Here is a 21,382-nt window from a genome sequence, read left to right as displayed (position 1 = left end):
CGCCACCGGAGTTATCATGTCTTATACCTGTCCACTATGCCACGCGCCGCTTAGCCGCAGCGAAAATAGCTATATTTGCCCGCAGCGGCACCAGTTCGATCTGGCAAAGGAAGGGTATGTCAATTTACTGCCGGTGCAGTTCAAACGTTCGCGCGACCCGGGCGATAGCGCTGAGATGATGCAGGCGCGCCGCGCCTTCCTCGATGGCGGATATTATCAGCCGTTGCGTGAGGCGATTTGCAGCTATCTGCGGGCTTTCGCGCCGGGCGAGTTGCTGGATATTGGCTGCGGAGAGGGATACTACACGCATGCTTTCGCCGCCATTGCCGCACGCAGTTTCGGCCTCGATGTCTCAAAATCGGCGATCCGCGCCGCCGCTAAACGTTACCCGCAGGTCGAATTCTGCGTTGCTTCCAGCCAACGGTTGCCTTTTGCCGATCGGTCTCTGGATGCGGTAGTGCGTATTTATGCGCCCTGTAACGCGGACGAATTAGCGCGTGTAGTGAAAGGCGGCGGTTGGGTGATTACCGCTACGCCGGGACCGCGCCATCTGATGGAGCTGAAAGGGCTGATCTACGATGAAGTTCGTTTGCATGAACTGAACCGGGAAGCGATGCCGGGCTTTACGCTGCGTCATGAGCAGCAGTTAGCCTATCCGATGCAGTTGAGCGGCACGCAGGCGGAAGCGTTACTGCAGATGACGCCGTTTGCCTGGCGAGCGAAACCGGAGGTACGAGAATTACTGCGCCAGCAGGAGACCTTTGGCTGCCAGACCGATTTCATGATTCACTGCTGGCAGCGCGAGGCGTAAGGGCTACGGCGCGAAATGGCCCCACAGAATCTGCGCGCCGATACCGATTAGCACGATACCGCCGAGAATTTCGGCCCGTTTGCCGAGCAGCGGGCCGATAAAGCGGCCAACCATAATTCCCAGCGTTGACATGGTAAAGGTGGCGCAGCCGATAGCCAGCGCGGTGGCGATAATATTGACCTGCAGGAAAGCAAGCCCCACGCCAACGGCCATCGCGTCAAGACTGGTAGCGAATGCGGTAGTCACCAGCAACCAGAAGCCGTGGCGACGCGGCGCTTCACATTCATCGTCATCGCCGCCGCGAAAACCTTCAATCACCATACGCCCGCCGAGAAACACCAGCAGCACGAAAGCGATCCAGTGGTTCCATTCCAGTACAAACTGGCTGGCCAACATGCCCAGCCCCCAGCCGACCAGCGGCGTCAGGGTTTCGATCGCGCCGAAAATAAGACCGGTGCGCAGCGCTTCGGAGAATTTAGGTTTATGCAGGGTGGCGCCTTTACCGATAGAAGCGGCGAACGCGTCCATCGACATACCAAAGGCAAGAAGGATAGTGGCAGAAATATTCATGAGCGTGTCCTGACCGGGGAATATCCATATGACACATCGCTGCCCCCAGTAAACATACGCGGAGCCTGAGCATAACGTACAGCAGTGATGTATCTATGGTCTCGCCTGATTGAACGACCGCTCAACCCGTACGTGCCACGTTTTGCAACGAGTATGTTGACACGTACATTTTCCACCTGCGGAAAATCGGCTACTCCCCAACGACGGGCGCAACCTTAACATATTTTGAGAAGGTAAAACAATCACAGAAAAATAATATTAGCCACAATAAATGATAACGATTTTCATTTAAAATCTTAAGTGAAGGATTGGTTAAATAATATAACGAGGTGAGGCGGGTAAATATAGCCATGGCTATATATTCCCACAGTAATGAAAGGCGGGAATATAGCGCAGGCTATATCTGTAACTTATTGACTGGTAACGAGTAGTTTGTATATTTTTTCCAGATCGTCGATATTTCGTACGCGAATAAGCAGGCGCCGCTGCTCTAATTGCATCACCAGTACGCCATCTTCTGACAAATTCATCGCTTTAATCCGCGGATATTCAATCCACACGTTGGCAAAGAAAAAACCGCTCTTTTTAAACAGAATTCGCGGCGTACGGATCCAGAACAGATATAACCCCATTAATGCCAGCGCAGATAATAACCACGTGGTGATTATTTCGCCATGGCTGGCAATATTGTTGTAAATGAGAATCGCCGTCAGGCCGACGAAAATCATCCCGTCGACGCGTCCACGACGCAGCAGGGGGATTGACAGCAGGGTGGGGCCATTGCGGCGCGGCATGATAAATTGGTCGTAGATAGCGAAAGCCACCAGGGCGACGATAAACAGAATGAGCACCAGCTCCGTGATTGCCATTGATCCTCCAGCCAGCGTGGACCTGCATACAGGTACACGTTTTAACGCTAAAAAAAAGCCGGGGACAAAGCCGTCCCCGGCCTACAACGTGATGATTATTGACCCAGCAGGCCGACCGCGTAGCCGGCGATACCGATGACGAAGAAGCCAACGATGATCCACAGCGGGTTGACTTTCTTACGCAGCAGCCACATACAGGCGAAGGTCAGCAGCAGCGGTACCAGTCCCGGCATCAGCTGGTCAAGGATGGTCTGCACGGTGGTCACGCGAGTCTGACCATCCTGACCGGTGATCGTGGAAACCACCAGCGGGATATTAACGTGCGTCCATTTGTTAACCAGGGCCCCCATGACAAACAGGCCGAGGATTGACGCCCCCTCGGTCAGTTTCTGCAGGAAGCCGCCGCCCATATCCTTAACGATGTCCACGCCTTTACGATAGCCGTATGCTACGCCGTAGTAGCGGGTCAGCAGACGCACGGCATTGAACAGGATGAAGAACAGTAGCGGACCAAGCAGGCTACCGCTCATCGCGATACCGGCGCCGAGCGCGGCGAATACCGGACGCACGGTACCCCAGAAGATCGGGTCGCCGACGCCTGCCAGCGGCCCCATCAAACCGACTTTGATACCGTTGATTGCGCCATCGTCGATTTCCGCGCCGTTAGCACGCTGCTCTTCCATCGCCAGCGTTACGCCGAGTACCGGCGCCGCGACGTACGGATGGGTGTTGAAGAACTCAAGGTGACGCTTAATAGCCTGCTTACGCGCATCGTTGTTCTCCGGGTACAGGCGACGGATTGCCGGAACCATAGAGAAGCAGAAGCCCAGCGCCTGCATACGTTCGAAGTTCCATGAACCCTGGAACAGGTTAGAACGAATGAACACGCCACGAATATCACTCTGAGTGAGTTTTTTCTCGGTGGTATTTTTAGTCATATCAACCATTTCGCTCACCTGTTAGTCCAGTTCGTTATCGAGATCGTTGTTACCAGCCGCCTGAGCCGGGGCACCCGCTACGCGGTTATATTTCGGGCTCAGCTGAATGTAGAGAATGGCCATAACGGCACCAATCACACCCAGCGCAACCAGGTTGAAATTGGTGAAGGCCGCGGTGACGAAACCGAGATAGAAGAACGGCATCAGGTAGCCCGCGCGCATCATGTTGATGACCATCGCGTAACCGACGACGACGATCATGCCGCCCGCGATATTCAGACCGCCAGTCACGACTTCCGGAATGGCATTCAGTAGACCCTGAACTTCGCTGGTACCGACAGAGATGGCTACGATAACCGCCGGGATGGCGATACGCATTGCCTGCAGGAACAGCGAGGAAACGTGCAGCCAGGAGATGGCCGTCAGGTTACCGTTTTCAGCGGCTTTATCCGCCGCGTGCTGGAAGGCAACGGTGATGGTACGAACGATAATGGTCAGAACCTGGCCTGCCGCCGCCAGCGGGATAGCCAGAGCGATACCGGCGCCAATGCTTTGGTGACCGGCGATAACCAGTACGGTAGAAATAATGGATGCCAGCGCGGCATCAGGCGCAACTGCCGCACCGATGTTCATCCAGCCCAGAGCGATCATTTCCAGCGTACCGCCGATGATGATACCGGTTTTCATGTCACCGAGAACGGCGCCAATTAACGTACAGGCGACCAGAGGACGGTGGAACTGAAATTCATCAAGTACCGACTCCATACCCGCAATACACGCGACGATGAACACCAGCACAATCTGAAGAAGGGTAATCTCCATTGTACTTCTCCTGTTGATTAAGTCTTAAAGTGAAGGTTGGCTCGCGAGCGCCGGGTTAATTACCCACCTTGGCGATCAAATCCATCATTTTCAGTTTCTGGTCGGTGGAAACTTTACGCGCTTCCAGTTCAATACCGCGGGCATTCAACTTCTTGAATGCTTCGATATCTGTCGCATCGACCGAAATCGCGTTATTGACCTGCGTTTTACCCTGGCGGAAAGCCATACCGCCGATGTTGACGCTGGTAATTTTCACGCCGCCTTCAACAATACGTTCAACGTCCGTTGGGTTAGTGAACAGCAGCATGACACGCTCGCCGGCGTATTTCGGGTTGTTGTAGACGCGAATCATCTTCGCGACATCAACAACGTGAGCGGTCACGCCCGGAGGAGCCACCTGGGTCAGCAGCGTTTTGCGCACCGTGTCGGCGGCAACTTCATCGCTGACCACGATAATGCGGGTGACGTTAGTCTCTTTGGTCCAGCGGGTCGCAACCTGGCCGTGGATAAGACGGTCATCGATACGCGCCAGGCCAATCACCATGTAATCATTTGGACCCATCGGTTTAGCGGGCGTTGCCGCTTTCGGCGCGGCAGCCTGAACCGGCGCCGCTTTTTCAACCGGTTTGGCTTTCAGCGCTTTCACGCCTTCGCTACCGGTTTCCACCGCCAGCGCCACCAGCTCATCAAACGACGGATCGTCATCGCGAGCCATGAAGGTTTCAACCAGCATCGGGACGTTGACGCCAGCGATCACTTCATAGTTTTCTTTATCAACAACAATGCGGCTTGCCGCGTTAAATGGACTACCGCCCCACGTATCAACGAGGAACAGCACGCCTTTTGTGGTATCCAGTTTTGCCAGCTGTGCATTGTACTTTTCGATCAGCGTTTCGGCATTTTCGCCAGGAACGAAATCGATCCAGCCAACGTTTTCCTGCTCGCCCAACAGCATTTCTGCGGTTTTCAGCAGTTGTTCTGCAGCCCAACCATGTGTGCCTATTACAATAGCAATCGTCACTTGCTACCTCCGTTATTATGGTGAATGCATCATCTGGTCTGATACATCCTGAATCACTCTTGTGGAAAAATCGATTCAGTAAGGGTGTAAGATCTAAATTAATTACTACCGCGAATTATTTTAGATAGTGAAAAAATAATTAATGTGATGGAGCTCCGTAAATTACGCTTCAATAATCAATAATTTCGCAGCGCAAAAAATAGCCTTAGCTATTGCAAAGACAGGTAAATTTTTGCCAATTCTGCGCTATATTTTGCTATGTTTAGCTTCCGTTTAATTACTCAGGAGTATAGGGCATAGCCCGCCGTATGGACCGTCATCGACGTCTTTTCACCCTCAGGCACTCGTCTGCCGTCTCAACCACACACGCTTTTTTACCAGCAACCATTGTTTCGCCGGTGCATGACATCGCGATGACTACCGCTGTCGTTAACGGGAGCCGCTCATGGAATTCTTAATGGATCCCACCATCTGGGCTGGCCTGCTGACGCTGGTAGTCCTCGAAATTGTTCTGGGTATCGATAACCTGGTCTTTATCGCCATCCTTGCCGATAAACTGCCGCCAAAACAGCGTGATAAGGCACGTATAATCGGCCTGTCGCTGGCGCTGATTATGCGCCTGGGGCTGCTCTCGGTTATCTCGTGGATGGTCACGTTGACCAAGCCTTTGATAAGCATAGGCGATTTTTCGTTCTCCGGGCGCGATCTGATCATGCTGGTCGGCGGTATCTTCCTGCTATTCAAGGCGACGACAGAGCTTCATGAACGACTGGAAAACCGCCAGCATGATGCCGGTCACGGCAAAGGCTATGCCAGCTTCTGGGTCGTCGTGTTACAAATTGTGGTGCTGGATGCCGTCTTCTCGCTTGATGCGGTGATTACCGCCGTTGGCATGGTAAACCATTTGCCGGTGATGATGGCTGCGGTCGTGATCGCGATGATCCTGATGCTGCTGGCCTCGAAGCCGTTAACCCGCTTCGTGAACCAACATCCGACGGTTGTCGTGCTGTGTCTGAGCTTCCTGCTGATGATTGGTCTGAGTCTGGTGGCAGAAGGCTTTGGCTTCCATATTCCGAAGGGTTACCTGTACGCGGCGATTGGCTTCTCGATTACCATTGAATTCTTTAACCAGGTGGCGCGGCGTAACTTTATCCGCCACCAGTCGACGTTGCCGCTGCGCGCGCGTACCGCTGATGCGATTCTGCGCTTGATGGGCGGTCGCAAACAGGCGACCGTGGCGCACGATAGCGATAGCCCGGCGGCAGTGCCGGTGCCGGAAGGGGCGTTTGCTGAAGAAGAACGCTATATGATTAACGGCGTGCTGACCCTGGCGCAGCGCTCATTGCGCAGTATCATGACTCCGCGAGGCGAAATTAGCTGGGTGGATGCTGAGCAGAGCGAAGACGAAATTCGTCGCCAGCTGCTTTCTTCCCCGCACAGCATGTTCCCGGTTTGCCGCGGCGAACTTGATGAAATCATTGGTATTGTACGCGCCAAAGAGATGCTGGTGGCGCTGGAAGCGGGCGAGAACGTTGCCGCGATGGCATCCGCTTCCCCGGCGATTGTGGTGCCGGAAACGCTGGATCCGATCAATCTGCTGGGCGTGCTGCGCCGGGCGCGCGGCAGTTTTGTCATCGTCACCAACGAATTTGGCGTGGTGCAGGGTCTGGTGACGCCGCTGGACGTCCTGGAAGCCATCGCTGGTGAGTTCCCGGACGCCGACGAAACGCCGGAAATTGTGCTGGATGGCGAGGGTTGGCTAATCAAAGGGTCAACCGACCTCCACGCGCTGCAGCAGGCGCTGGGGCTGGACGACCTGGTCAACGAAGACGATGATATCGCGACCGTTGCCGGGCTGGTTATCTCCGCGAACGGTCATATCCCGCGGATAGGCGATGTTGTCGAACTGCCGCCGCTGCAGTTCACCATCGTTGAAGCCAATGATTATCGCGTCGATCTGGTACGGGTCATTAAAACCGTCCACGATAACGACGAAGAAGAGTAATGCCGAACCCGCCGGGCTAAACTTGCCCGGCGGGTTGTTTTTTACCCCCAGTCGCCGCCAGACGGTGCTTCTCTTCCGCCAGCCAGCGCGGAAAATCCTCCACCGGCAACGGGCGGGCATAATAATATCCCTGTAGTAAATCCACGCCGTGGCTACGCATGTAAATCTTCTGTTCCTGAGTTTCGACGCCTTCGGCAATGGTGACGATTTTGAGCCGGTGCGCCAGGGCGATAATCATATCGGTCACCGTCGCGTTGACCCCATCAATGCCAATGGCGCCGGTATAAGATTTATCAATTTTCAGTACATCCGGGCGAAGTTTTTCCAGCCAGGATAGCGAACTGTTACCGGTGCCAAAGTCATCAATAGCCAGCTGGACGCCTTTAAAATGCAGGTGCTCTGCCATGTGATGATCGCCTTCACGCAGGACATCGCGTTCGGTCAGCTCGACCACCAGCTGCTGTACCGGATTAGCGCTGAACCAATAGGTGTGCAGATCGCGCAGCAGCTCGCCGTTGCTGAAATGACGCGCCGCCACGTTAATACCAATATGAAAATTGGCATCCTGCGGGAAATAATGCAGCCGGCGGGCGGTTTCAGCGATGACGTAGCGGGTCAGGGGGACTATCAGGTTGTAGCCTTCAGCAATCGGGATAAAAACATCCGGCGAGATATTTCCGCGGCGCGGATTGTTCCAGCGCAGCAAAATTTCCACGCCACAACACTCCTGAGTACGTAAATCCTGCAGCGGCTGGCACCATACCTCGAACTCGTGGGCGGCGATACCCAGGGTTATTTCGCGCGAGAAAGTCATTCGTCCTGCGGTCGTCAACCAGGCGATACCGGTCATCAACAGGCTGAACATCAGCGCCAGCGGTAATTCGGCGGGCAGTTCTTCTAAGGCTACCGCGGAGGCTCCCGGGCCGCTGATGTTGATGGTAAAGGGAAACTGGCTGGAGCTTTGCCGGTAAATTATCGGCAGACCCGGCAACCGATCGCTTGCAACGACGCCAACATCGCTGAGAAAACTCTTGTTGCCTACCGTGAGGCTGATGTCGCTTATCAACGATGATTTTTCTTTGAGAATCAATTCGCCAAGCAGCTCAATATTGATAATTAACAACGCGCCGTCGGCACCGCTTACGGAAGAGGGATACCACTGAATCAGTACCGGTGTGCCTTTGAGCAGCGAGTTATCGGTTGAAAAGGCCAACAGCGGGTTGACTGCCGGCAACGTTGGCTGCAGCTGATGAATGGCCACATGGCGTGGGCCAAAAATACTGGAGCAGTAGGCCATCCCGGATTGAACAAGGATGATTGAGCGTACGGTCTGTAGAGTGGCTGCGGTTTTACGCAGCTCAAGATGCACATCCTGACAGGGTTTGCCCACCATACTCAGCAGGGTAGCGTGTTTTGCCGCCAGCGGCTGCAGGATATTGTCCATCGCGATCACCATATTGCGGGTCACCGTCTGGATGCGCTGTTGATTTTGGCTACGCTGTGAAATAAATCGGATTGTCAGGGTGACGGCAAGTGTCAGAAATGCAACGGCCAGGCACACCAGAATGCGCTTGCGGCGGTATGTCGAAATGACCTTCTGTGCATTTTGCATGCGAGGCGCCCTGTCGGCTAAATAGAGGAATAAGAGTAACAGCCGGCTTAAAGCAAGTGTAGTGGGTAAGATAAGTTGGTGGGAGAAAAAGAAAAATGCGCCCGGAAAGGGCGCATTTCACAGACGTGTTTTAGTCACACTGGACTTTGATCGCCAGGCCGCCGCGAGAGGTTTCGCGATATTTGGCGTTCATGTCTTTACCCGTTTCGTACATGGTCTCGATAACTTTATCGAGAGAGACGCGCGGTTCGCTGGTGCGGCGCATCGCCATACGCGCGGCGTTAATCGCCTTCACGGAGGCGATAGCGTTTCGCTCGATGCACGGCACCTGAACCTGGCCGGCGACCGGGTCGCAGGTCAGGCCGAGGTTATGTTCCATGCCGATTTCCGCCGCCACGCAAACCTGCTCCGGGCTGGCGCCAAGCAGTTCAGCCAGGCCCGCCGCTGCCATTGAACAGGCGACGCCGACTTCGCCCTGACAGCCGACTTCCGCGCCGGAAATGGACGCGTTCATCTTGTACAGCGCGCCAATCGCGCCGGACGCCATAAAGTAGCGAATATAGATATCCGGGCTGACGGACTCGATAAAGTGATCGTAGTAGGCGAGCACTGCCGGAACGATACCACAGGCGCCGTTGGTCGGCGCGGTAACAACGCGGCCACCTGCGGCGTTCTCTTCGTTGACCGCCAGCGCGAACATGTTCACCCAGTCGACAACATTCATCGGGTCATTAGACAGCTTATCGCTGGCGACCAGCAGACGACGCAGCGCCGAAGCGCGACGCGGCACGCGCAGCGGCCCCGGCAGCACACCTTCGGTGTTCATGCCGCGATCGATACAGGCGCGCATGGTTTGCCAGACGTTTTCAAAATAGGCCTCGATCTCTTGCTTGCTGTGCAGCGCCAGTTCGTTTTGCATCACCATGCCGGAGAGCGACAGACCGGTTTCTTTGCAGTAGCCCAGCATTTCCTGTGCCGATTTAAACGGATACGGAACCTGCAGTTCGCTCGCGTCTTCTTTGCCGAAATGCTCTTCGTCGACGATAAAACCGCCGCCGATTGAATAGTAAGTCTTGCTGTAGATTTCTTTCTCGCCGGCCCACGCATGGATAGTCATGCCGTTTTCGTGCAGCGGCAGGTTGTCGCTACGAAAACGCATGCCGTCATCCGCCGGGAAGTCGACTTCGTGTTGCCCGTTTGCCAGCAGCAGACGGCCGCGGGTTTCTACGTCGCGGATAAATGCCGGGATCGCGTCAATATCGACCGTCGCAGGCAGATTGCCCGCCAGTCCCATGATAATGGCGATGTCCGTGTGGTGGCCTTTGCCGGTTAATGAAAGCGACCCATAGACGTCAACGGCGACGCGCGTCACTTCATTAAGCAATCCCTTTTCGACCAGGTCATCGACGAACTGTTTACCGGCCTTCATCGGCCCTACAGTATGGGAAGATGAGGGACCAATCCCCACCTTGAACATGTCGAATATACTAATCACGATAACACTCCTGACAGGGTTACCGCGGTTGCGGTAACGATGTAATAACTGCGCATAGTGTAAGAGGGAACCGGGTTGTCAGCTTAACTATTCACATGAATTAAACTAATGGATAACCTTGGTTTTACTAATAGTGAGAGCGGCTTCTCATTACTTATTATAGCTAAGGGCGAGTGCCGATTTGCAGCGCCAGCTCGCGAATAATGCCGGCGGTCATTCCCCAGACAAAATAATGTTGGTACCACGATAGCCAGACGCGATGTGAATTACCGCGCCGATGGATGTCCAGCGGGTGGTAACGACCCAGGCGCAACGCCTCTTCCAGCGGCATTTCAAACACCGCAGACACCTCGTCCTGACTGGCATGATAGTGCAGGTCCGGGGGGATTATGCCAACAACCGGCGTTACCTGAAAGCCGGTGACGCTGTCGACAGGCGGCAGCACGCCGATCACTTCAACGGCTTCCGGCGGGATCGCCACTTCTTCCTGCGCCTCGCGCAGCGCGGCGGCAATCAATGTAGCGTCGGTGTTATCTACTGCGCCGCCGGGGAAGGCGACCTGGCCCGCGTGCTTGCGCAGCAGCGGCGAACGCTGGGTCAGCAACAGTCCCGGCTGCGGCCGACGGACAATCGGCACCAGTACCGCCGCCTGGCGCTGGTTTAGCGACTGCGGCGAGGGCTGCGGGCGCAGCAGTTGAAAACGGGATAGAAAGTCGTCCAGATCGAGGGCGTTAGCCGCCATGTTCTAGCTCTCCAGTTGATGCAGGATACGGTTAACTTTATCAAAAGTTTCCTGATATTCCGCGGCTTCTTCGCTGTCCGCCACGATACCGCCGCCCGCTGAGCAGTACAGTTGGCCCTGCCAGGCGGTGATCGTACGAATAGTAATGCTGGTATCCATATTGCCGCACAGGCTGAGATAACCAATGCTGCCGCACCATGCGTTGCGTCGCTGCGGTTCCAGTTCATCGATAATCTCCATGGCGCGAACTTTCGGCGCTCCGGTAATGGAGCCGCCAGGGAAGGCCGCGCGCAGCAGATCGCTGGCATCAAGCGTAGCAGGCAATCGTGCGGTGATGGTGCTCACCAGGTGATGTACCGCCGGGAACGGTTCGACCACAAACAGTTCCGGTACGCGAACGCTGCCCGGCACGGCGACGCGGCCGATATCATTGCGCATCAGATCGACAATCATTAAATTTTCGGCGCGGTCTTTCGGCGAGTGGGCAAGCGTTGCCGCCTGGCGTGCGTCTTCCTGCGGAGAATCGAGTCGCGGCAGCGTGCCTTTGATGGGGCGCGTCTGGATGTCACCCTGGTGCAGTTGAATAAAACGCTCCGGAGACAGGCTTAAAATCGCCCCTTCCGGCAGGCGAATGAAGGCGCTGAACGGCGCGCGGTTGGCGGCATTAAGCTTACGAAATGCCTGCCATTCATCGCCGCGGTAGCGGGCCTTAAAACGCTGCGCCAGGTTGACCTGATAACAGTCGCCGCTGCGCAGGTACGCCTGTACCTGGCGGAATTTTTCGCCGTACTGCTGGCGGCTCATATTCGATTGCCAGCAGGAGGTCAGGGAGAAAGGTTCAGCCGGCTGGCGTGTTTGCGATTCCAGCCACTGCAGGCGCCGTTGCGGATCGTCATAGCTCAGCAGCGACACCTGCTGGCGTTGATGATCGACGATCAGCGCCCAGTCATAAATGCCTACCGCCATCTCCGGCATGGCAATATCAGCCTGCGCTTGCGTCGGAAGACGTTCAAAGCGGCGGCCAAGATCGTAGCCGAATAGCCCCAGCGCGCCGCCGAGAAACGGCAGGTTATCATCGGCCTGCGGGGTTAACTGACAGCGATCCAACTGCTGTTGCAGCAGCTGCAGCGGATCGTCCTGCGAGACATATTTGCCTTCACCGTCGCAGACACAGGTTTGCTCGCCGCGGGTAACCAACGTCGCGCGCGGTTCGGCGACGATAATATCGAAACGGCTATACGGATGGTCGGCGAAGCCGGAGTGCAGCAGCATCGCCCACGGCGTGGCGCTTAACGGCGCGAAATAGCGTTCGGCGGCATCCGGGTGCCAGGGCAGGGTGATAATAGCGGGGGACAACATTAACCTCGATCCTAATGTGCCGCCCACTGGCGAAATGGCGGACGGCGTGAAATAATTACGCCCCACAATGTAGCAGGAGTGAGTGATGTTTGCAGGTTTACCTTCGCTGAGCCATGAGCAACAGCAAAAAGCGGTCGAACGTATTCAGGAATTGATGGCGCAGGGAATGAGCAGCGGCCAGGCAATCGCCCTGGTGGCCGATGAACTGCGCGCCACGCACACCGGTGACCGGATCGTAGCGCGCTTCGAAGATGACGACGAAGACGAGTAATTACGCCGCGGCGATGATTTTAATCTCAACTTTATACTGCGGCTTCATCAGGGTCGCCTGTACGGTGCAGCGCACCGGCGCGTGACCGGCGACTACCCAGGCGTCCCAGGCTTTATTCATCGCCGCAAAATCATCTTTATTGGCGAGGAAAATGGTGGCATCAAGAATACGTGACTTATTGCTGCCCTGTTTTTCCAGCACCGCGTCAATTTGCGCCAGGGTGTTGGCAGTCTGCTCAAACGCGTCGGCGTCGAGATTTTCCGGCACCCCGGTGTAGTAGATGGTCTGGTTGTGAATCACCACATCAGACCAGCGGGCTTCGGCATCAATACGCGTAATTGTCATTTATCTTTCCTCTTTGTTCTATCCATTTGGCTGCGGCAAGACTGCCACAATGTTCCGCCCGCGTCACTACCCGGGCTGGCGAAACGCCGTCCTCCCTGACATAATCACTGTCCAAATAACCAGGGGGCAACGTGATCGACGATTTTGCAGCAGACGGCCAGCTGGCCATGGCGATACCGGGATTTAAGCCGCGCGAACCGCAGCGCCAGATGGCGATCGCGGTGAGTGAAGCCATTGACGCCTCCCGGCCGCTGGTGGTGGAAGCAGGGACCGGCACCGGTAAAACCTACGCCTATCTGGCGCCCGCGCTGCGCGCGAAGAAAAAGGTGATCATCTCCACGGGTTCGAAAGCGCTGCAGGATCAGCTCTATAGCCGCGATCTGCCGACCGTCGCCAAAGCACTTAAATTCACCGGTAAACTGGCGCTATTAAAGGGGCGCTCAAACTACCTGTGCCTTGAACGCCTTGAGCAGCAGGCGCTGGCGGGCGGCGATCTGCCGGTACAAACGTTAAGTGACGTAATTCTTCTGCGCTCCTGGTCTAATCAGACGCAGGATGGCGATATCAGCACCTGCGCCAGCGTCGCCGAAGATTCTCAGGCCTGGCCGCTGGTGACCAGCACTAACGATAACTGTCTCGGCAGCGACTGCCCGTTATATAAAGATTGCTTTGTGGTGAAAGCGCGTAAGAAGGCGATGGATGCTGATGTGGTGGTGGTCAACCATCACCTGTTCCTTGCCGATATGGTGGTGAAAGAGAGCGGCTTTGCCGAACTGATCCCCGAAGCGGAAGTGATGATCTTCGATGAAGCCCATCAGCTGCCGGATATCGCCAGCCAGTATTTTGGCCAGTCGCTCTCCAGCCGCCAGCTACTGGATTTGGCCAAAGACATCACCATTGCCTACCGTACTGAACTGAAAGATACCCAACAGTTGCAAAAATGCGCCGATCGTCTGGCGCAAAGCGCGCAGGATTTCCGTCTGCAGTTGGGCGATCCGGGCTATCGCGGCAATCTGCGCGAACTGCTGGCGGATAGCCACATTCAGCGCGCGCTGCTGCTGCTCGATGACGCGCTTGAACTGTGTTATGACGTCGCCAAACTCTCCCTTGGCCGCTCGGCGCTGCTCGACGCCGCCTTTGAGCGCGCGACGCTCTACCGCGGGCGCCTGAAGCGGCTTAAAGAGATTAATCAGCCGGGCTATAGCTACTGGTATGAATGCACGTCACGGCATTTTACCCTCGCCCTGACGCCGTTGACCGTCGCGGAGAAGTTTAAAGAGGTGATGGCGCAAAAGTCGGGGAGCTGGATCTTTACCTCGGCGACGCTGTCGGTGAATGACGATCTCCACCACTTTACCGCCCGCCTCGGCATCGATGACGCGCAGACGCTGTTGCTGCCAAGCCCGTTTGATTATCAACATCAGGCGCTGCTCTGCGTACCGCGCAATTTACCGCTGCCGAACCAGCCCGGCGCGGCGCGCCATCTGGCGGCAATGCTGAAACCGCTGATCGAAGCTAACGACGGCCGCTGCTTTATGCTATGTACCTCGCACGCCATGATGCGCGACCTGGCGGAGCAGTTCCGCGCTACCATGACGCTGCCGGTACTGCTGCAAGGGGAGACCAGTAAAGGTCAACTGCTGCAGCAGTTTGTTAGTGCCGGCAATGCGCTATTAGTGGCGACCAGTAGCTTCTGGGAAGGGGTCGACGTGCGCGGCGACGCGCTGTCGCTGGTGATTATCGATAAGCTGCCCTTTACCTCACCGGACGATCCGCTGCTCAAAGCGCGAATGGAAGACTGTCGACTGCGCGGCGGCGACCCGTTCGATGAAGTGCAGTTGCCGGATGCCGTCATTACCCTCAAACAGGGCGTCGGGCGCCTGATCCGCGATATTGACGATCGCGGCGTTCTGGTTATCTGTGACAACCGGCTGGTGATGCGTCCTTACGGCGCCGTGTTCCTGGCCAGCCTGCCACCCGCGCCGCGTACCCGCGATATCCGCCGGGCAGTGCGCTTTCTCGCTGTACCGCCGGCAAGGTAATCCGTCGCAAAATGTGGTAAGCTGCGCGCCATTTTGTAAATCAGCTATCCCCAATGGATTTCGGGCGGTGCGGCGGCGGTGAGTCCGTCAGTCAATGAATTTACCGCCCTAAAGCCTGGAATATGTAACGAGAGCGTGACCACCCATGCGAATTTTGGCTATCGATACCGCCACGGAGGCGTGCTCCGCGGCGCTGTGGAATGATGGCGCCCAGAGCGCCCATTTTGAAATTTGTCCTCGCGAACACACCCAACGTATCCTGCCTCTGGTGCAGGAGGTCCTCACTGAAAGCGGCACTACGCTGAATGAACTGGACGCGCTGGCCTTTGGCCGCGGTCCGGGCAGCTTTACCGGCGTACGTATTGGTATCGGTATTGCGCAAGGACTGGCGCTGGGCGCTGAGTTGCCAATGATCGGCGTCTCTACGCTGGCGACGATGGCCCAGGGCGCGTGGCGCAAAACCGGCGCTACTCGTGTGCTGGCGGCTATTGACGCGCGTATGGGCGAGGTCTACTGGGCCGAGTATCAGCGCGACGAAGATGGCGTCTGGCACGGTGAAGAAACAGAAGCGGTCCTCAAACCGGCTGCGGTTGCCGACCGCCTGGCGCGGCTTTCCGGCGAATGGGCTACCGTCGGCACCGGCTGGCAGGCGTGGCCGGATCTGGCGAAAGAGAGCGGGCTGACCTTGAGCAGCGGCGAGGTCGAACTGCCGGCGGCAGAAGATATGCTGCCGCTGGCCATTCAGCTGCTGGCGGCGGGAAAAACCGTGGCCGTTGAGCATGCGGAACCCGTTTATTTGCGAAACGAAGTGGCGTGGAAGAAACTTCCTGGCCGCGAGTGAATCTCAGTAGAGAGAAGACTGAGAGAAGGAGTCGCATTATGGCGGGTCAAAAACAGGGCGTTCGTTGGCTGTTAGCCGCGGCGGTTGCCGTTGCGCTAAGCGGCTGCGTATCGGTGCCGGATGCTATTAAAGGCACCAGCCCTACGCCGCAGCAGGATTTAGTGCGGGTGATGAACGCGCCGCAGCTGTATATCGGCCAGGAAGCGCGTTTTGGCGGTAAGGTTGTCAACGTGCAGAACCAGCAGGGGAAAACCCGCTTAGAGATTGCCACCGTACCGCTGGATAGCGGCGCGCGACCGGAACTGGGCGAACCTTCGCGCGGCCGTATCCTCGCCGACGTGAACGGTTTCCTCGATCCGGTCGATTTCCGTGGCCAGTTGGTCACCGTGGTTGGGCCGATTAGCGGCGTTGTCGACGGTAAAGTTGGCGCAACGCCGTATAAATTCATGTTGATGAACGCCACCGGCTATAAGCGCTGGAACGTGGTGCAGCAGGTGGTGATGCCGCCGCAGCCCATTGACCCGTGGATGCTCGGTCCGCGCCCCTGGGGCTACGGATACGGTGGCTGGGGTTGGTATAATCCGGGCCCGGCTGAGGTCAGAAATGTCGTAACGGAATGATTTTGTTGTTTTTATAATGGAATGGAAACAGCGGCTAGCCCGCTGTTTCGTGTTTTTAAGTCTCATAAGAAAAATAAATAGTGACGCGCTTCGCAACCTGAAAAACGCCTAATTAATAAACTGGTACGCTGAGTTAATATAATGTTAACAAAATGTTTGTTGATCAGGGGCTGTGATGACGACGAATAACTATTTCAGAGGTGAAGCAGTGAAAAAGGTTTGGCTAAACCGTTATCCCGCCGATGTTCCGGCGGAGATAAATCCTGACCGCTATCAATCCCTGGTTGAATTGTTTGAACACGCCACCACCCGTTATGCCGATCAGCCGGCATTTATCAACATGGGCGAGGTGATGACCTACCGTAAGCTGGAAGAGCGCAGCCGCGCTTTCGCCGCTTATCTCCAGCAAGGTTTAGGGCTACAGAAGGGCGATCGCGTCGCGCTGATGATGCCTAACCTGCTGCAATACCCGGTGGCGCTGTTTGGGATCCTGCGTGCCGGAATGATTGCCGTCAACGTTAACCCGCTGTATACCCCGCGCGAACTGGAGCACCAGCTCAATGACAGCGGCGCGGCGGCGATTGTGATCGTTTCCAACTTCGCACATACCCTGGAGAAAGTCGTTGATAAAACCCAGGTAAAACACGTCATCCTGACGCGGATGGGCGACCAGCTCTCCACCGCCAAAGGGACGTTGGTCAACTTTGTGGTGAAGTACATTAAGCGGCTGGTGCCGAAATATCATCTACCGGACGCCATCTCATTTCGTAGCGCCCTGCAGCATGGCTACCGTATGCAGTACGTGAAGCCGGAAATCGTCGCGGACGATCTGGCTTTCCTGCAGTACACCGGCGGTACCACCGGCGTGGCGAAAGGGGCGATGCTGACCCACCGCAATATGCTGGCTAACCTTGAACAGGTGAATGCGACCTACGGTCCGCTACTGCACCGCGGTAAAGAGCTGGTGGTGACCGCGCTGCCGCTCTATCACATCTTCGCTTTGACCATGAACTGCCTGCTGTTTATCGAACTTGGCGGGCAGAACCTGCTGATTACCAATCCGCGCGATATTCCGGGTCTGGTAAAAGAGCTGGCAAAATATCCTTTCACCGCGATGACCGGGGTGAATACCTTGTTTAACGCGCTATTGAACAATAAAGAATTCCAGCAGCTTGATTTCTCTTCGCTGCATCTTTCCGCCGGCGGCGGCATGCCGGTGCAGCAGGTGGTAGCGGAGCGCTGGGTGAAACTGACCGGCCAGTATCTGCTGGAGGGCTACGGCCTGACGGAGTGCTCGCCGCTGGTGAGCGTCAACCCGCATGATATCGACTATCACAGCGGCAGCATCGGCCTGCCGGTGCCATCGACCGAAGCCAAGCTGGTCGATGATGACGATAATGAAGTCGCGCCGGGTGAGCCGGGCGAGCTTTGCATCAAAGGGCCGCAGGTGATGCTGGGCTACTGGCAGCGTCCGGATGCCACCGATGAAATCATTAAAGATGGCTGGCTGCATACCGGCGATATCGCGGTGATGGATGATGAAGGCTTCCTGCGGATCGTCGATCGTAAAAAAGATATGATTCTGGTTTCCGGTTTTAACGTCTATCCGAATGAAATCGAAGATGTTGTGATGCAGCACTCCGGCGTACAGGAAGTGGCAGCCGTCGGCGTACCCTCCGGCAGCAGCGGTGAAGCGGTGAAGATCTTTGTGGTGAAGAAAGATGCCGCGTTAACCGAAGAAGCGCTGATTACTTTCTGTCGTCGCCATTTGACCGGCTACAAAGTGCCGAAGCTGGTGGAGTTTCGTGATGAACTGCCGAAATCCAACGTCGGCAAAATTTTACGACGAGAACTGCGTGACGAAGCCCGTGCTAAAGTAGACAATAAAGGCTAAGCAACGAGTGAGTCGCCCTGCGCCGGCTAAGCCGGCGTTTTTTATGGGCGCAAGTTAAGAGAGTATGATTTGAACTATCAGATGATCACCACCGACGATGGCCTGCGCGCTATCTGTGAAGCGGCAAGTTCGGCGCCCGCGGTTGCGCTGGATACCGAGTTTGTTCGCACCCGCACCTACTATCCGCAGCTTGGTTTGCTGCAGCTGTTCGACGGCAAACAGGTTTCTCTGATCGATCCGTTGACCATCAACGACTGGGCGCCGATGCGCGAGCTGCTGCTTAACCAAAATGTCACCAAATATCTGCATGCGGGCAGCGAAGATTTAGAAGTCTTCCTCAACGCGTTCAACCTGATGCCGCAGCCGCTGATCGACACCCAGATTCTGGCCGCTTTCTGCGGGCGCCCGATGTCGTGGGGCTTTGCTTCAATGGTTGAAGAGTATTCCGGCGTCGCGCTGGACAAAAGCGAATCACGTACCGATTGGCTGGCCCGACCGTTGACCGAGCGTCAGTGCGAATACGCGGCCGCCGATGTCTGGTATCTGTTGCCGATCGCCAGCAAATTAATGGCGGAAACCGACCATGCGGGCTGGCTGCCGGCAGCGTTGAACGAGTGCCACCTGATGCAGCAGCGCCGTCAGGAAGTCCTTGACCCGGCGGAGGCGTGGCGGGAAATCGGCAATGCCTGGCAACTGCGTACACGTCAGCTGGGCTGCCTGCAGTTGCTGGCGGAGTGGCGTCTGCGCAAAGCGCGCGAGCGTAACCTGGCGGTGAACTTTGTGGTACGCGAAGAGCATCTGTGGAGCGTGGCGCGCTATATGCCGACCAGCCTCGGTGAGCTTGATAGTCTGGGTTTATCCGGTAGCGAAATTCGCTTCCACGGCAAAACGTTGATTAGCCTGGTTGAGAAAGCGCAGGCCTTGCCGGAATCTGCGCTGCCTGAGCCATTGCAAAACCTGATCGATATGCCGGGATACCGCAAAGCCTTTAAAGATATTAAAGCGCTGGTACAGGAAGTGAGCGCCGAGAAGGGCGTGAGCGCCGAACTACTGGCGTCTCGCCGCCAGATCAACCAACTGCTGAACTGGCACTGGCAGCTGAAAACGAAAAACGGCGAGCCGGAGCTGGTTTCCGGCTGGCGCGGTGAATTGATGGCCGAGCGTCTGAACGCGCTGCTCAACGACTATCCTCGCTAGCGCCTGGTGTCATTCAGGCCATAAAAAACCGGCCGCGCGTTGCGTGGCCGGTTTTTTTTAATGCTACGGCGAGATGCCGTTAATGCGACAACAAGGTCAGGGTTTCGACTCTTCAGCTTCTGGCAGGGTCACGTTCAGCTCGAGAATCGAAATATCACCATCACGCTGTTCCAGCTGAACGCTGACCATCTCAGGGTCTATCTGCACGTATTTACAGATGACCTCCAGGATATCTTTGCGCAGCTGCGGCAGGTAATGCGGTTCCGCGTCGCCGCGGCGGCGCTCCGCGACGATGATTTGCAGGCGTTCTTTCGCAATGTTAGCCGTGTTCTTTTTTCGCGAGAGAAAAAAGTCGAGTAATGCCATAATTTATCCTCCGAACAGGCGTTTGAGGAAACCTTTCTTCTCTTCTTCGATGAAGCGGAAAGGACGTTCTTCTCCGAGCAGACGATCCACAGTATCCGCATAGGCTTTACCCGCATCTGAAACGGTATCCAGAATCACCGGCTCGCCCTGGTTCGATGCGCGCAGTACAGACTGATCTTCCGGAATCACGCCCACCAGGTTGATGCGCAGAATTTCCAGCACGTCTTCCATGCTCAGCATGTCGCCTTTGTTCACGCGGCCTGGGTTGTAGCGCGTCAGCAGCAGGTGCTCTTTAATCGGCTCGTCGCCATTTTCCGCGCGACGGGATTTGGAGGCCAGAATGCCAAGGATACGGTCGGAGTCGCGTACGGAGGAGACTTCCGGGTTAGTGGTGATGATGGCTTCGTCAGCGAAGTACAGCGCCATTAGCGCGCCGGTTTCGATGCCTGCCGGGGAGTCGCAGACAATAAAATCGAAGTCCATCTTTTTCAGTTCTTCCAGAACTTTATCTACACCTTCGCGGGTCAGCGCGTCTTTATCACGGGTCTGAGAAGCCGGAAGGATATAGAGATTTTCAGTACGCTTATCTTTGATTAGCGCCTGATTGAGAGTGGCATCGCCCTGGATAACGTTGACGAAGTCATAAACCACCCGACGCTCGCATCCCATAATCAGGTCGAGGTTACGCAGGCCGATATCGAAGTCGATAACGACAGTTTTCTTTCCCTTCTGGGCCAAACCAGTAGCGATGGCCGCGCTGGAGGTGGTCTTACCAACGCCCCCTTTACCCGAAGTCACAACAATAATGCGTGCCATAGAAATTCCTTGTTAAAAAGGGATTAATTGAACGGTTGAATTGTCAAAGCGCCGTCGCCTAAACGCAGGCGCGCCGCTTTGCCATAAAATTCAGCTGGGATGTTATCGCTCAGCCAATATTCCCCTGCGATGGACACCAGTTCCGCCGAGAGGTTAGTACAAAATATTTGGGCATCTCTGTCGCCGCTTGCGCCAGCCAGCGCACGTCCCCGCATCATGCCATACACATGGATGTTACCATCAGCGATAAGTTCCGCTCCGGCACTCACATGGTTTGTAACAATTAGATCACAGTGTGGCGCATAAATGCGCTGACCGGAACGTACCGGCAGATCAATCAAACGCGTTTTTGTGATCGGCGTAGCAACTGGTGGCGGTTCAACGGGTTCCGGCGGCGGCGCCTGACGAACGATTTTCTCTTTTCCTTCCGTCAGTAGCGGGATCCCGGCGCGGTCGATTTCCGTTTTCAGGCGGGAAATTTTACAACCGCTCACCCCCATGATGCGTAAACCGGTGGCGACGATAGCTTCATGCATCGGGCGCCAGTCGACGCTCTCTTCAATACTGCTGATGTTGACCACGACCGGTGCATGACGTAAAAAAGCGGGAGCCTGGGCGATTTTGTCTTCTAACGCCTGACGAATAACCTCGGGATTTGCATCGTGCAAATGAACGACAGATAAGGTGAAGCTACTGCCCTTAAGTTCGATTGGCGTATTTGACATCCTGGCCTTACTCAATTTGCT

Annotated in this window: 21 protein-coding genes and 1 riboswitch; of the genes, 8 read left to right on the top strand and 13 right to left on the bottom strand. The window is 55.9% G+C overall.

Features of this window, described 5'->3' with window-relative positions:
• Positions 1-16 precede the first annotated feature (16 nt).
• Entirely contained in the window at positions 17-811 is a 795-nt protein-coding gene (gene rlmA, locus EAE_RS22820; RefSeq protein WP_015705931.1) for a 23S rRNA (guanine(745)-N(1))-methyltransferase, read from the top strand.
• A 3-nt stretch (positions 812-814) separates the two neighbouring features.
• Here the strand turns inward: rlmA and mntP are convergent, their stop codons facing one another.
• The 5 genes from mntP to manX all read right to left on the bottom strand — a co-directional run bounded on the left by mntP (position 815) and on the right by manX (position 5,031).
• Positions 815-1,381, bottom strand: a complete 567-nt coding sequence (gene mntP, locus EAE_RS22815; RefSeq protein ID WP_015366036.1) for a manganese efflux pump MntP — start codon at positions 1,379-1,381, stop codon at positions 815-817.
• 107 nt (positions 1,382-1,488) lie between these two features.
• Positions 1,489-1,592, bottom strand: a riboswitch (yybP-ykoY riboswitch).
• A 199-nt stretch (positions 1,593-1,791) separates the two neighbouring features.
• Positions 1,792-2,250, bottom strand: a complete 459-nt coding sequence (locus tag EAE_RS22810) for a DUF986 family protein (RefSeq protein WP_015366037.1) — start codon at positions 2,248-2,250, stop codon at positions 1,792-1,794.
• A 95-nt stretch (positions 2,251-2,345) separates the two neighbouring features.
• Positions 2,346-3,197 carry a PTS mannose transporter subunit IID gene (locus EAE_RS22805; protein WP_015366038.1) on the bottom strand — a complete coding sequence of 284 codons (852 nt, stop codon included), beginning with the start codon at positions 3,195-3,197 and terminating at the stop codon, positions 2,346-2,348.
• Between the two features lie 12 nt (positions 3,198-3,209).
• Positions 3,210-4,010 (bottom strand): PTS mannose/fructose/sorbose transporter subunit IIC, encoded by an 801-nt coding sequence (locus EAE_RS22800; protein WP_015366039.1) that lies wholly within the window; start codon positions 4,008-4,010, stop codon positions 3,210-3,212.
• Positions 4,011-4,065: 55 nt separating this feature from the next.
• On the bottom strand, positions 4,066-5,031 hold the full coding sequence (gene manX / locus EAE_RS22795) for a PTS mannose transporter subunit IIAB (RefSeq protein WP_015366040.1): 966 nt from the start codon (positions 5,029-5,031) through the stop codon (positions 4,066-4,068).
• A gap of 445 nt (positions 5,032-5,476) precedes the next feature.
• Between manX and yoaE the strand changes: the two genes are divergently transcribed.
• Entirely contained in the window at positions 5,477-7,036 is a 1,560-nt protein-coding gene (gene yoaE / locus EAE_RS22790; protein ID WP_015366041.1) for a CNNM family cation transport protein YoaE, read from the top strand.
• Between the two features lie 16 nt (positions 7,037-7,052).
• Here the strand turns inward: yoaE and EAE_RS22785 are convergent, their stop codons facing one another.
• The 4 genes from EAE_RS22785 to pabB all read right to left on the bottom strand — a co-directional run bounded on the left by EAE_RS22785 (position 7,053) and on the right by pabB (position 12,244).
• Positions 7,053-8,648, bottom strand: coding sequence for an EAL domain-containing protein (locus EAE_RS22785; RefSeq protein WP_015366042.1), 1,596 nt, complete (start codon positions 8,646-8,648; stop codon positions 7,053-7,055).
• Between the two features lie 130 nt (positions 8,649-8,778).
• A complete protein-coding gene (gene sdaA, locus EAE_RS22780) occupies positions 8,779-10,143 on the bottom strand; it encodes an L-serine ammonia-lyase (protein WP_015705929.1) in 1,365 nt (454 codons plus the stop codon).
• A gap of 163 nt (positions 10,144-10,306) precedes the next feature.
• Positions 10,307-10,885 (bottom strand): CoA pyrophosphatase, encoded by a 579-nt coding sequence (locus EAE_RS22775; protein ID WP_015705928.1) that lies wholly within the window; start codon positions 10,883-10,885, stop codon positions 10,307-10,309.
• 3 nt (positions 10,886-10,888) lie between these two features.
• A complete protein-coding gene (pabB, locus tag EAE_RS22770) occupies positions 10,889-12,244 on the bottom strand; it encodes an aminodeoxychorismate synthase component 1 (protein ID WP_015705927.1) in 1,356 nt (451 codons plus the stop codon).
• A gap of 85 nt (positions 12,245-12,329) precedes the next feature.
• Here pabB and EAE_RS22765 point away from each other — a divergent pair, with 85 nt between their 5' ends.
• A complete protein-coding gene (locus tag EAE_RS22765; protein ID WP_015366046.1) occupies positions 12,330-12,515 on the top strand; it encodes a YoaH family protein in 186 nt (61 codons plus the stop codon).
• Here the strand turns inward: EAE_RS22765 and EAE_RS22760 are convergent, their stop codons facing one another.
• Entirely contained in the window at positions 12,516-12,860 is a 345-nt protein-coding gene (locus EAE_RS22760; RefSeq protein ID WP_015366047.1) for a RidA family protein, read from the bottom strand. It abuts the gene before it with no gap.
• Between the two features lie 131 nt (positions 12,861-12,991).
• Between EAE_RS22760 and yoaA the strand changes: the two genes are divergently transcribed.
• The 5 genes from yoaA to rnd all read left to right on the top strand — a co-directional run bounded on the left by yoaA (position 12,992) and on the right by rnd (position 19,454).
• Positions 12,992-14,902, top strand: coding sequence for a DNA repair helicase YoaA (gene yoaA, locus EAE_RS22755; RefSeq protein WP_015705926.1), 1,911 nt, complete (start codon positions 12,992-12,994; stop codon positions 14,900-14,902).
• A gap of 145 nt (positions 14,903-15,047) precedes the next feature.
• The gene (gene tsaB, locus EAE_RS22750) at positions 15,048-15,743 is read left to right on the top strand and encodes a tRNA (adenosine(37)-N6)-threonylcarbamoyltransferase complex dimerization subunit type 1 TsaB (RefSeq protein WP_015705925.1); all 696 of its coding nucleotides are present in this window, start codon (positions 15,048-15,050) and stop codon (positions 15,741-15,743) included.
• 38 nt (positions 15,744-15,781) lie between these two features.
• On the top strand, positions 15,782-16,363 hold the full coding sequence (locus tag EAE_RS22745) for a Slp family lipoprotein (protein WP_015705924.1): 582 nt from the start codon (positions 15,782-15,784) through the stop codon (positions 16,361-16,363).
• A gap of 208 nt (positions 16,364-16,571) precedes the next feature.
• On the top strand, positions 16,572-18,257 hold the full coding sequence (gene fadD / locus EAE_RS22740; protein ID WP_015705923.1) for a long-chain-fatty-acid--CoA ligase FadD: 1,686 nt from the start codon (positions 16,572-16,574) through the stop codon (positions 18,255-18,257).
• A gap of 81 nt (positions 18,258-18,338) precedes the next feature.
• A complete protein-coding gene (gene rnd / locus EAE_RS22735; protein WP_162184108.1) occupies positions 18,339-19,454 on the top strand; it encodes a ribonuclease D in 1,116 nt (371 codons plus the stop codon).
• Positions 19,455-19,550: 96 nt separating this feature from the next.
• On the opposite strand, the gene minE is transcribed toward rnd, so the two are convergent.
• The 3 genes from minE to minC are packed head-to-tail and all read right to left on the bottom strand — an operon-like array spanning position 19,551 to position 21,361.
• Entirely contained in the window at positions 19,551-19,820 is a 270-nt protein-coding gene (minE, locus tag EAE_RS22730; RefSeq protein WP_015366053.1) for a cell division topological specificity factor MinE, read from the bottom strand.
• Positions 19,821-19,823: 3 nt separating this feature from the next.
• A complete protein-coding gene (gene minD / locus EAE_RS22725; RefSeq protein ID WP_015366054.1) occupies positions 19,824-20,636 on the bottom strand; it encodes a septum site-determining protein MinD in 813 nt (270 codons plus the stop codon).
• Positions 20,637-20,659: 23 nt separating this feature from the next.
• A complete protein-coding gene (gene minC, locus EAE_RS22720) occupies positions 20,660-21,361 on the bottom strand; it encodes a septum site-determining protein MinC (protein ID WP_015366055.1) in 702 nt (233 codons plus the stop codon).
• Between the last annotated feature and the right edge of the window lie 21 nt (positions 21,362-21,382).

Source organism: Klebsiella aerogenes KCTC 2190, assembly GCF_000215745.1.
Taxonomy (GTDB): Bacteria; Pseudomonadota; Gammaproteobacteria; order Enterobacterales; family Enterobacteriaceae; genus Klebsiella; species Klebsiella aerogenes.
Note: the sequence above shows the minus strand (reverse complement) of the source record. Positions and strands in the feature narration are given on the sequence as shown.

Excerpts from the sequence above, each read along its gene's own strand:
- pabB (WP_015705927.1), bottom strand. The coding sequence starts at position 12,244 with ATGTTGTCCCCCGCTATTATCACCCTGCCCTGGCACCCGGATGCCGCC.
- EAE_RS22775 (WP_015705928.1), bottom strand. The coding sequence starts at position 10,885 with ATGGCGGCTAACGCCCTCGATCTGGACGACTTTCTATCCCGTTTTCAA.
- rlmA (WP_015705931.1), top strand. The coding sequence starts at position 17 with ATGTCTTATACCTGTCCACTATGCCACGCGCCGCTTAGCCGCAGCGAA.
- EAE_RS22785 (WP_015366042.1), bottom strand. The coding sequence starts at position 8,648 with ATGCAAAATGCACAGAAGGTCATTTCGACATACCGCCGCAAGCGCATT.
- EAE_RS22765 (WP_015366046.1), top strand. The coding sequence starts at position 12,330 with ATGTTTGCAGGTTTACCTTCGCTGAGCCATGAGCAACAGCAAAAAGCG.
- rnd (WP_162184108.1), top strand. The coding sequence starts at position 18,339 with ATGATCACCACCGACGATGGCCTGCGCGCTATCTGTGAAGCGGCAAGT.
- EAE_RS22805 (WP_015366038.1), bottom strand. The coding sequence starts at position 3,197 with ATGGTTGATATGACTAAAAATACCACCGAGAAAAAACTCACTCAGAGT.
- minE (WP_015366053.1), bottom strand. The coding sequence starts at position 19,820 with ATGGCATTACTCGACTTTTTTCTCTCGCGAAAAAAGAACACGGCTAAC.
- EAE_RS22810 (WP_015366037.1), bottom strand. The coding sequence starts at position 2,250 with ATGGCAATCACGGAGCTGGTGCTCATTCTGTTTATCGTCGCCCTGGTG.
- EAE_RS22745 (WP_015705924.1), top strand. The coding sequence starts at position 15,782 with ATGGCGGGTCAAAAACAGGGCGTTCGTTGGCTGTTAGCCGCGGCGGTT.
- tsaB (WP_015705925.1), top strand. The coding sequence starts at position 15,048 with ATGCGAATTTTGGCTATCGATACCGCCACGGAGGCGTGCTCCGCGGCG.
- EAE_RS22800 (WP_015366039.1), bottom strand. The coding sequence starts at position 4,010 with ATGGAGATTACCCTTCTTCAGATTGTGCTGGTGTTCATCGTCGCGTGT.
- mntP (WP_015366036.1), bottom strand. The coding sequence starts at position 1,381 with ATGAATATTTCTGCCACTATCCTTCTTGCCTTTGGTATGTCGATGGAC.
- yoaE (WP_015366041.1), top strand. The coding sequence starts at position 5,477 with ATGGAATTCTTAATGGATCCCACCATCTGGGCTGGCCTGCTGACGCTG.
- EAE_RS22760 (WP_015366047.1), bottom strand. The coding sequence starts at position 12,860 with ATGACAATTACGCGTATTGATGCCGAAGCCCGCTGGTCTGATGTGGTG.
- minC (WP_015366055.1), bottom strand. The coding sequence starts at position 21,361 with ATGTCAAATACGCCAATCGAACTTAAGGGCAGTAGCTTCACCTTATCT.
- minD (WP_015366054.1), bottom strand. The coding sequence starts at position 20,636 with ATGGCACGCATTATTGTTGTGACTTCGGGTAAAGGGGGCGTTGGTAAG.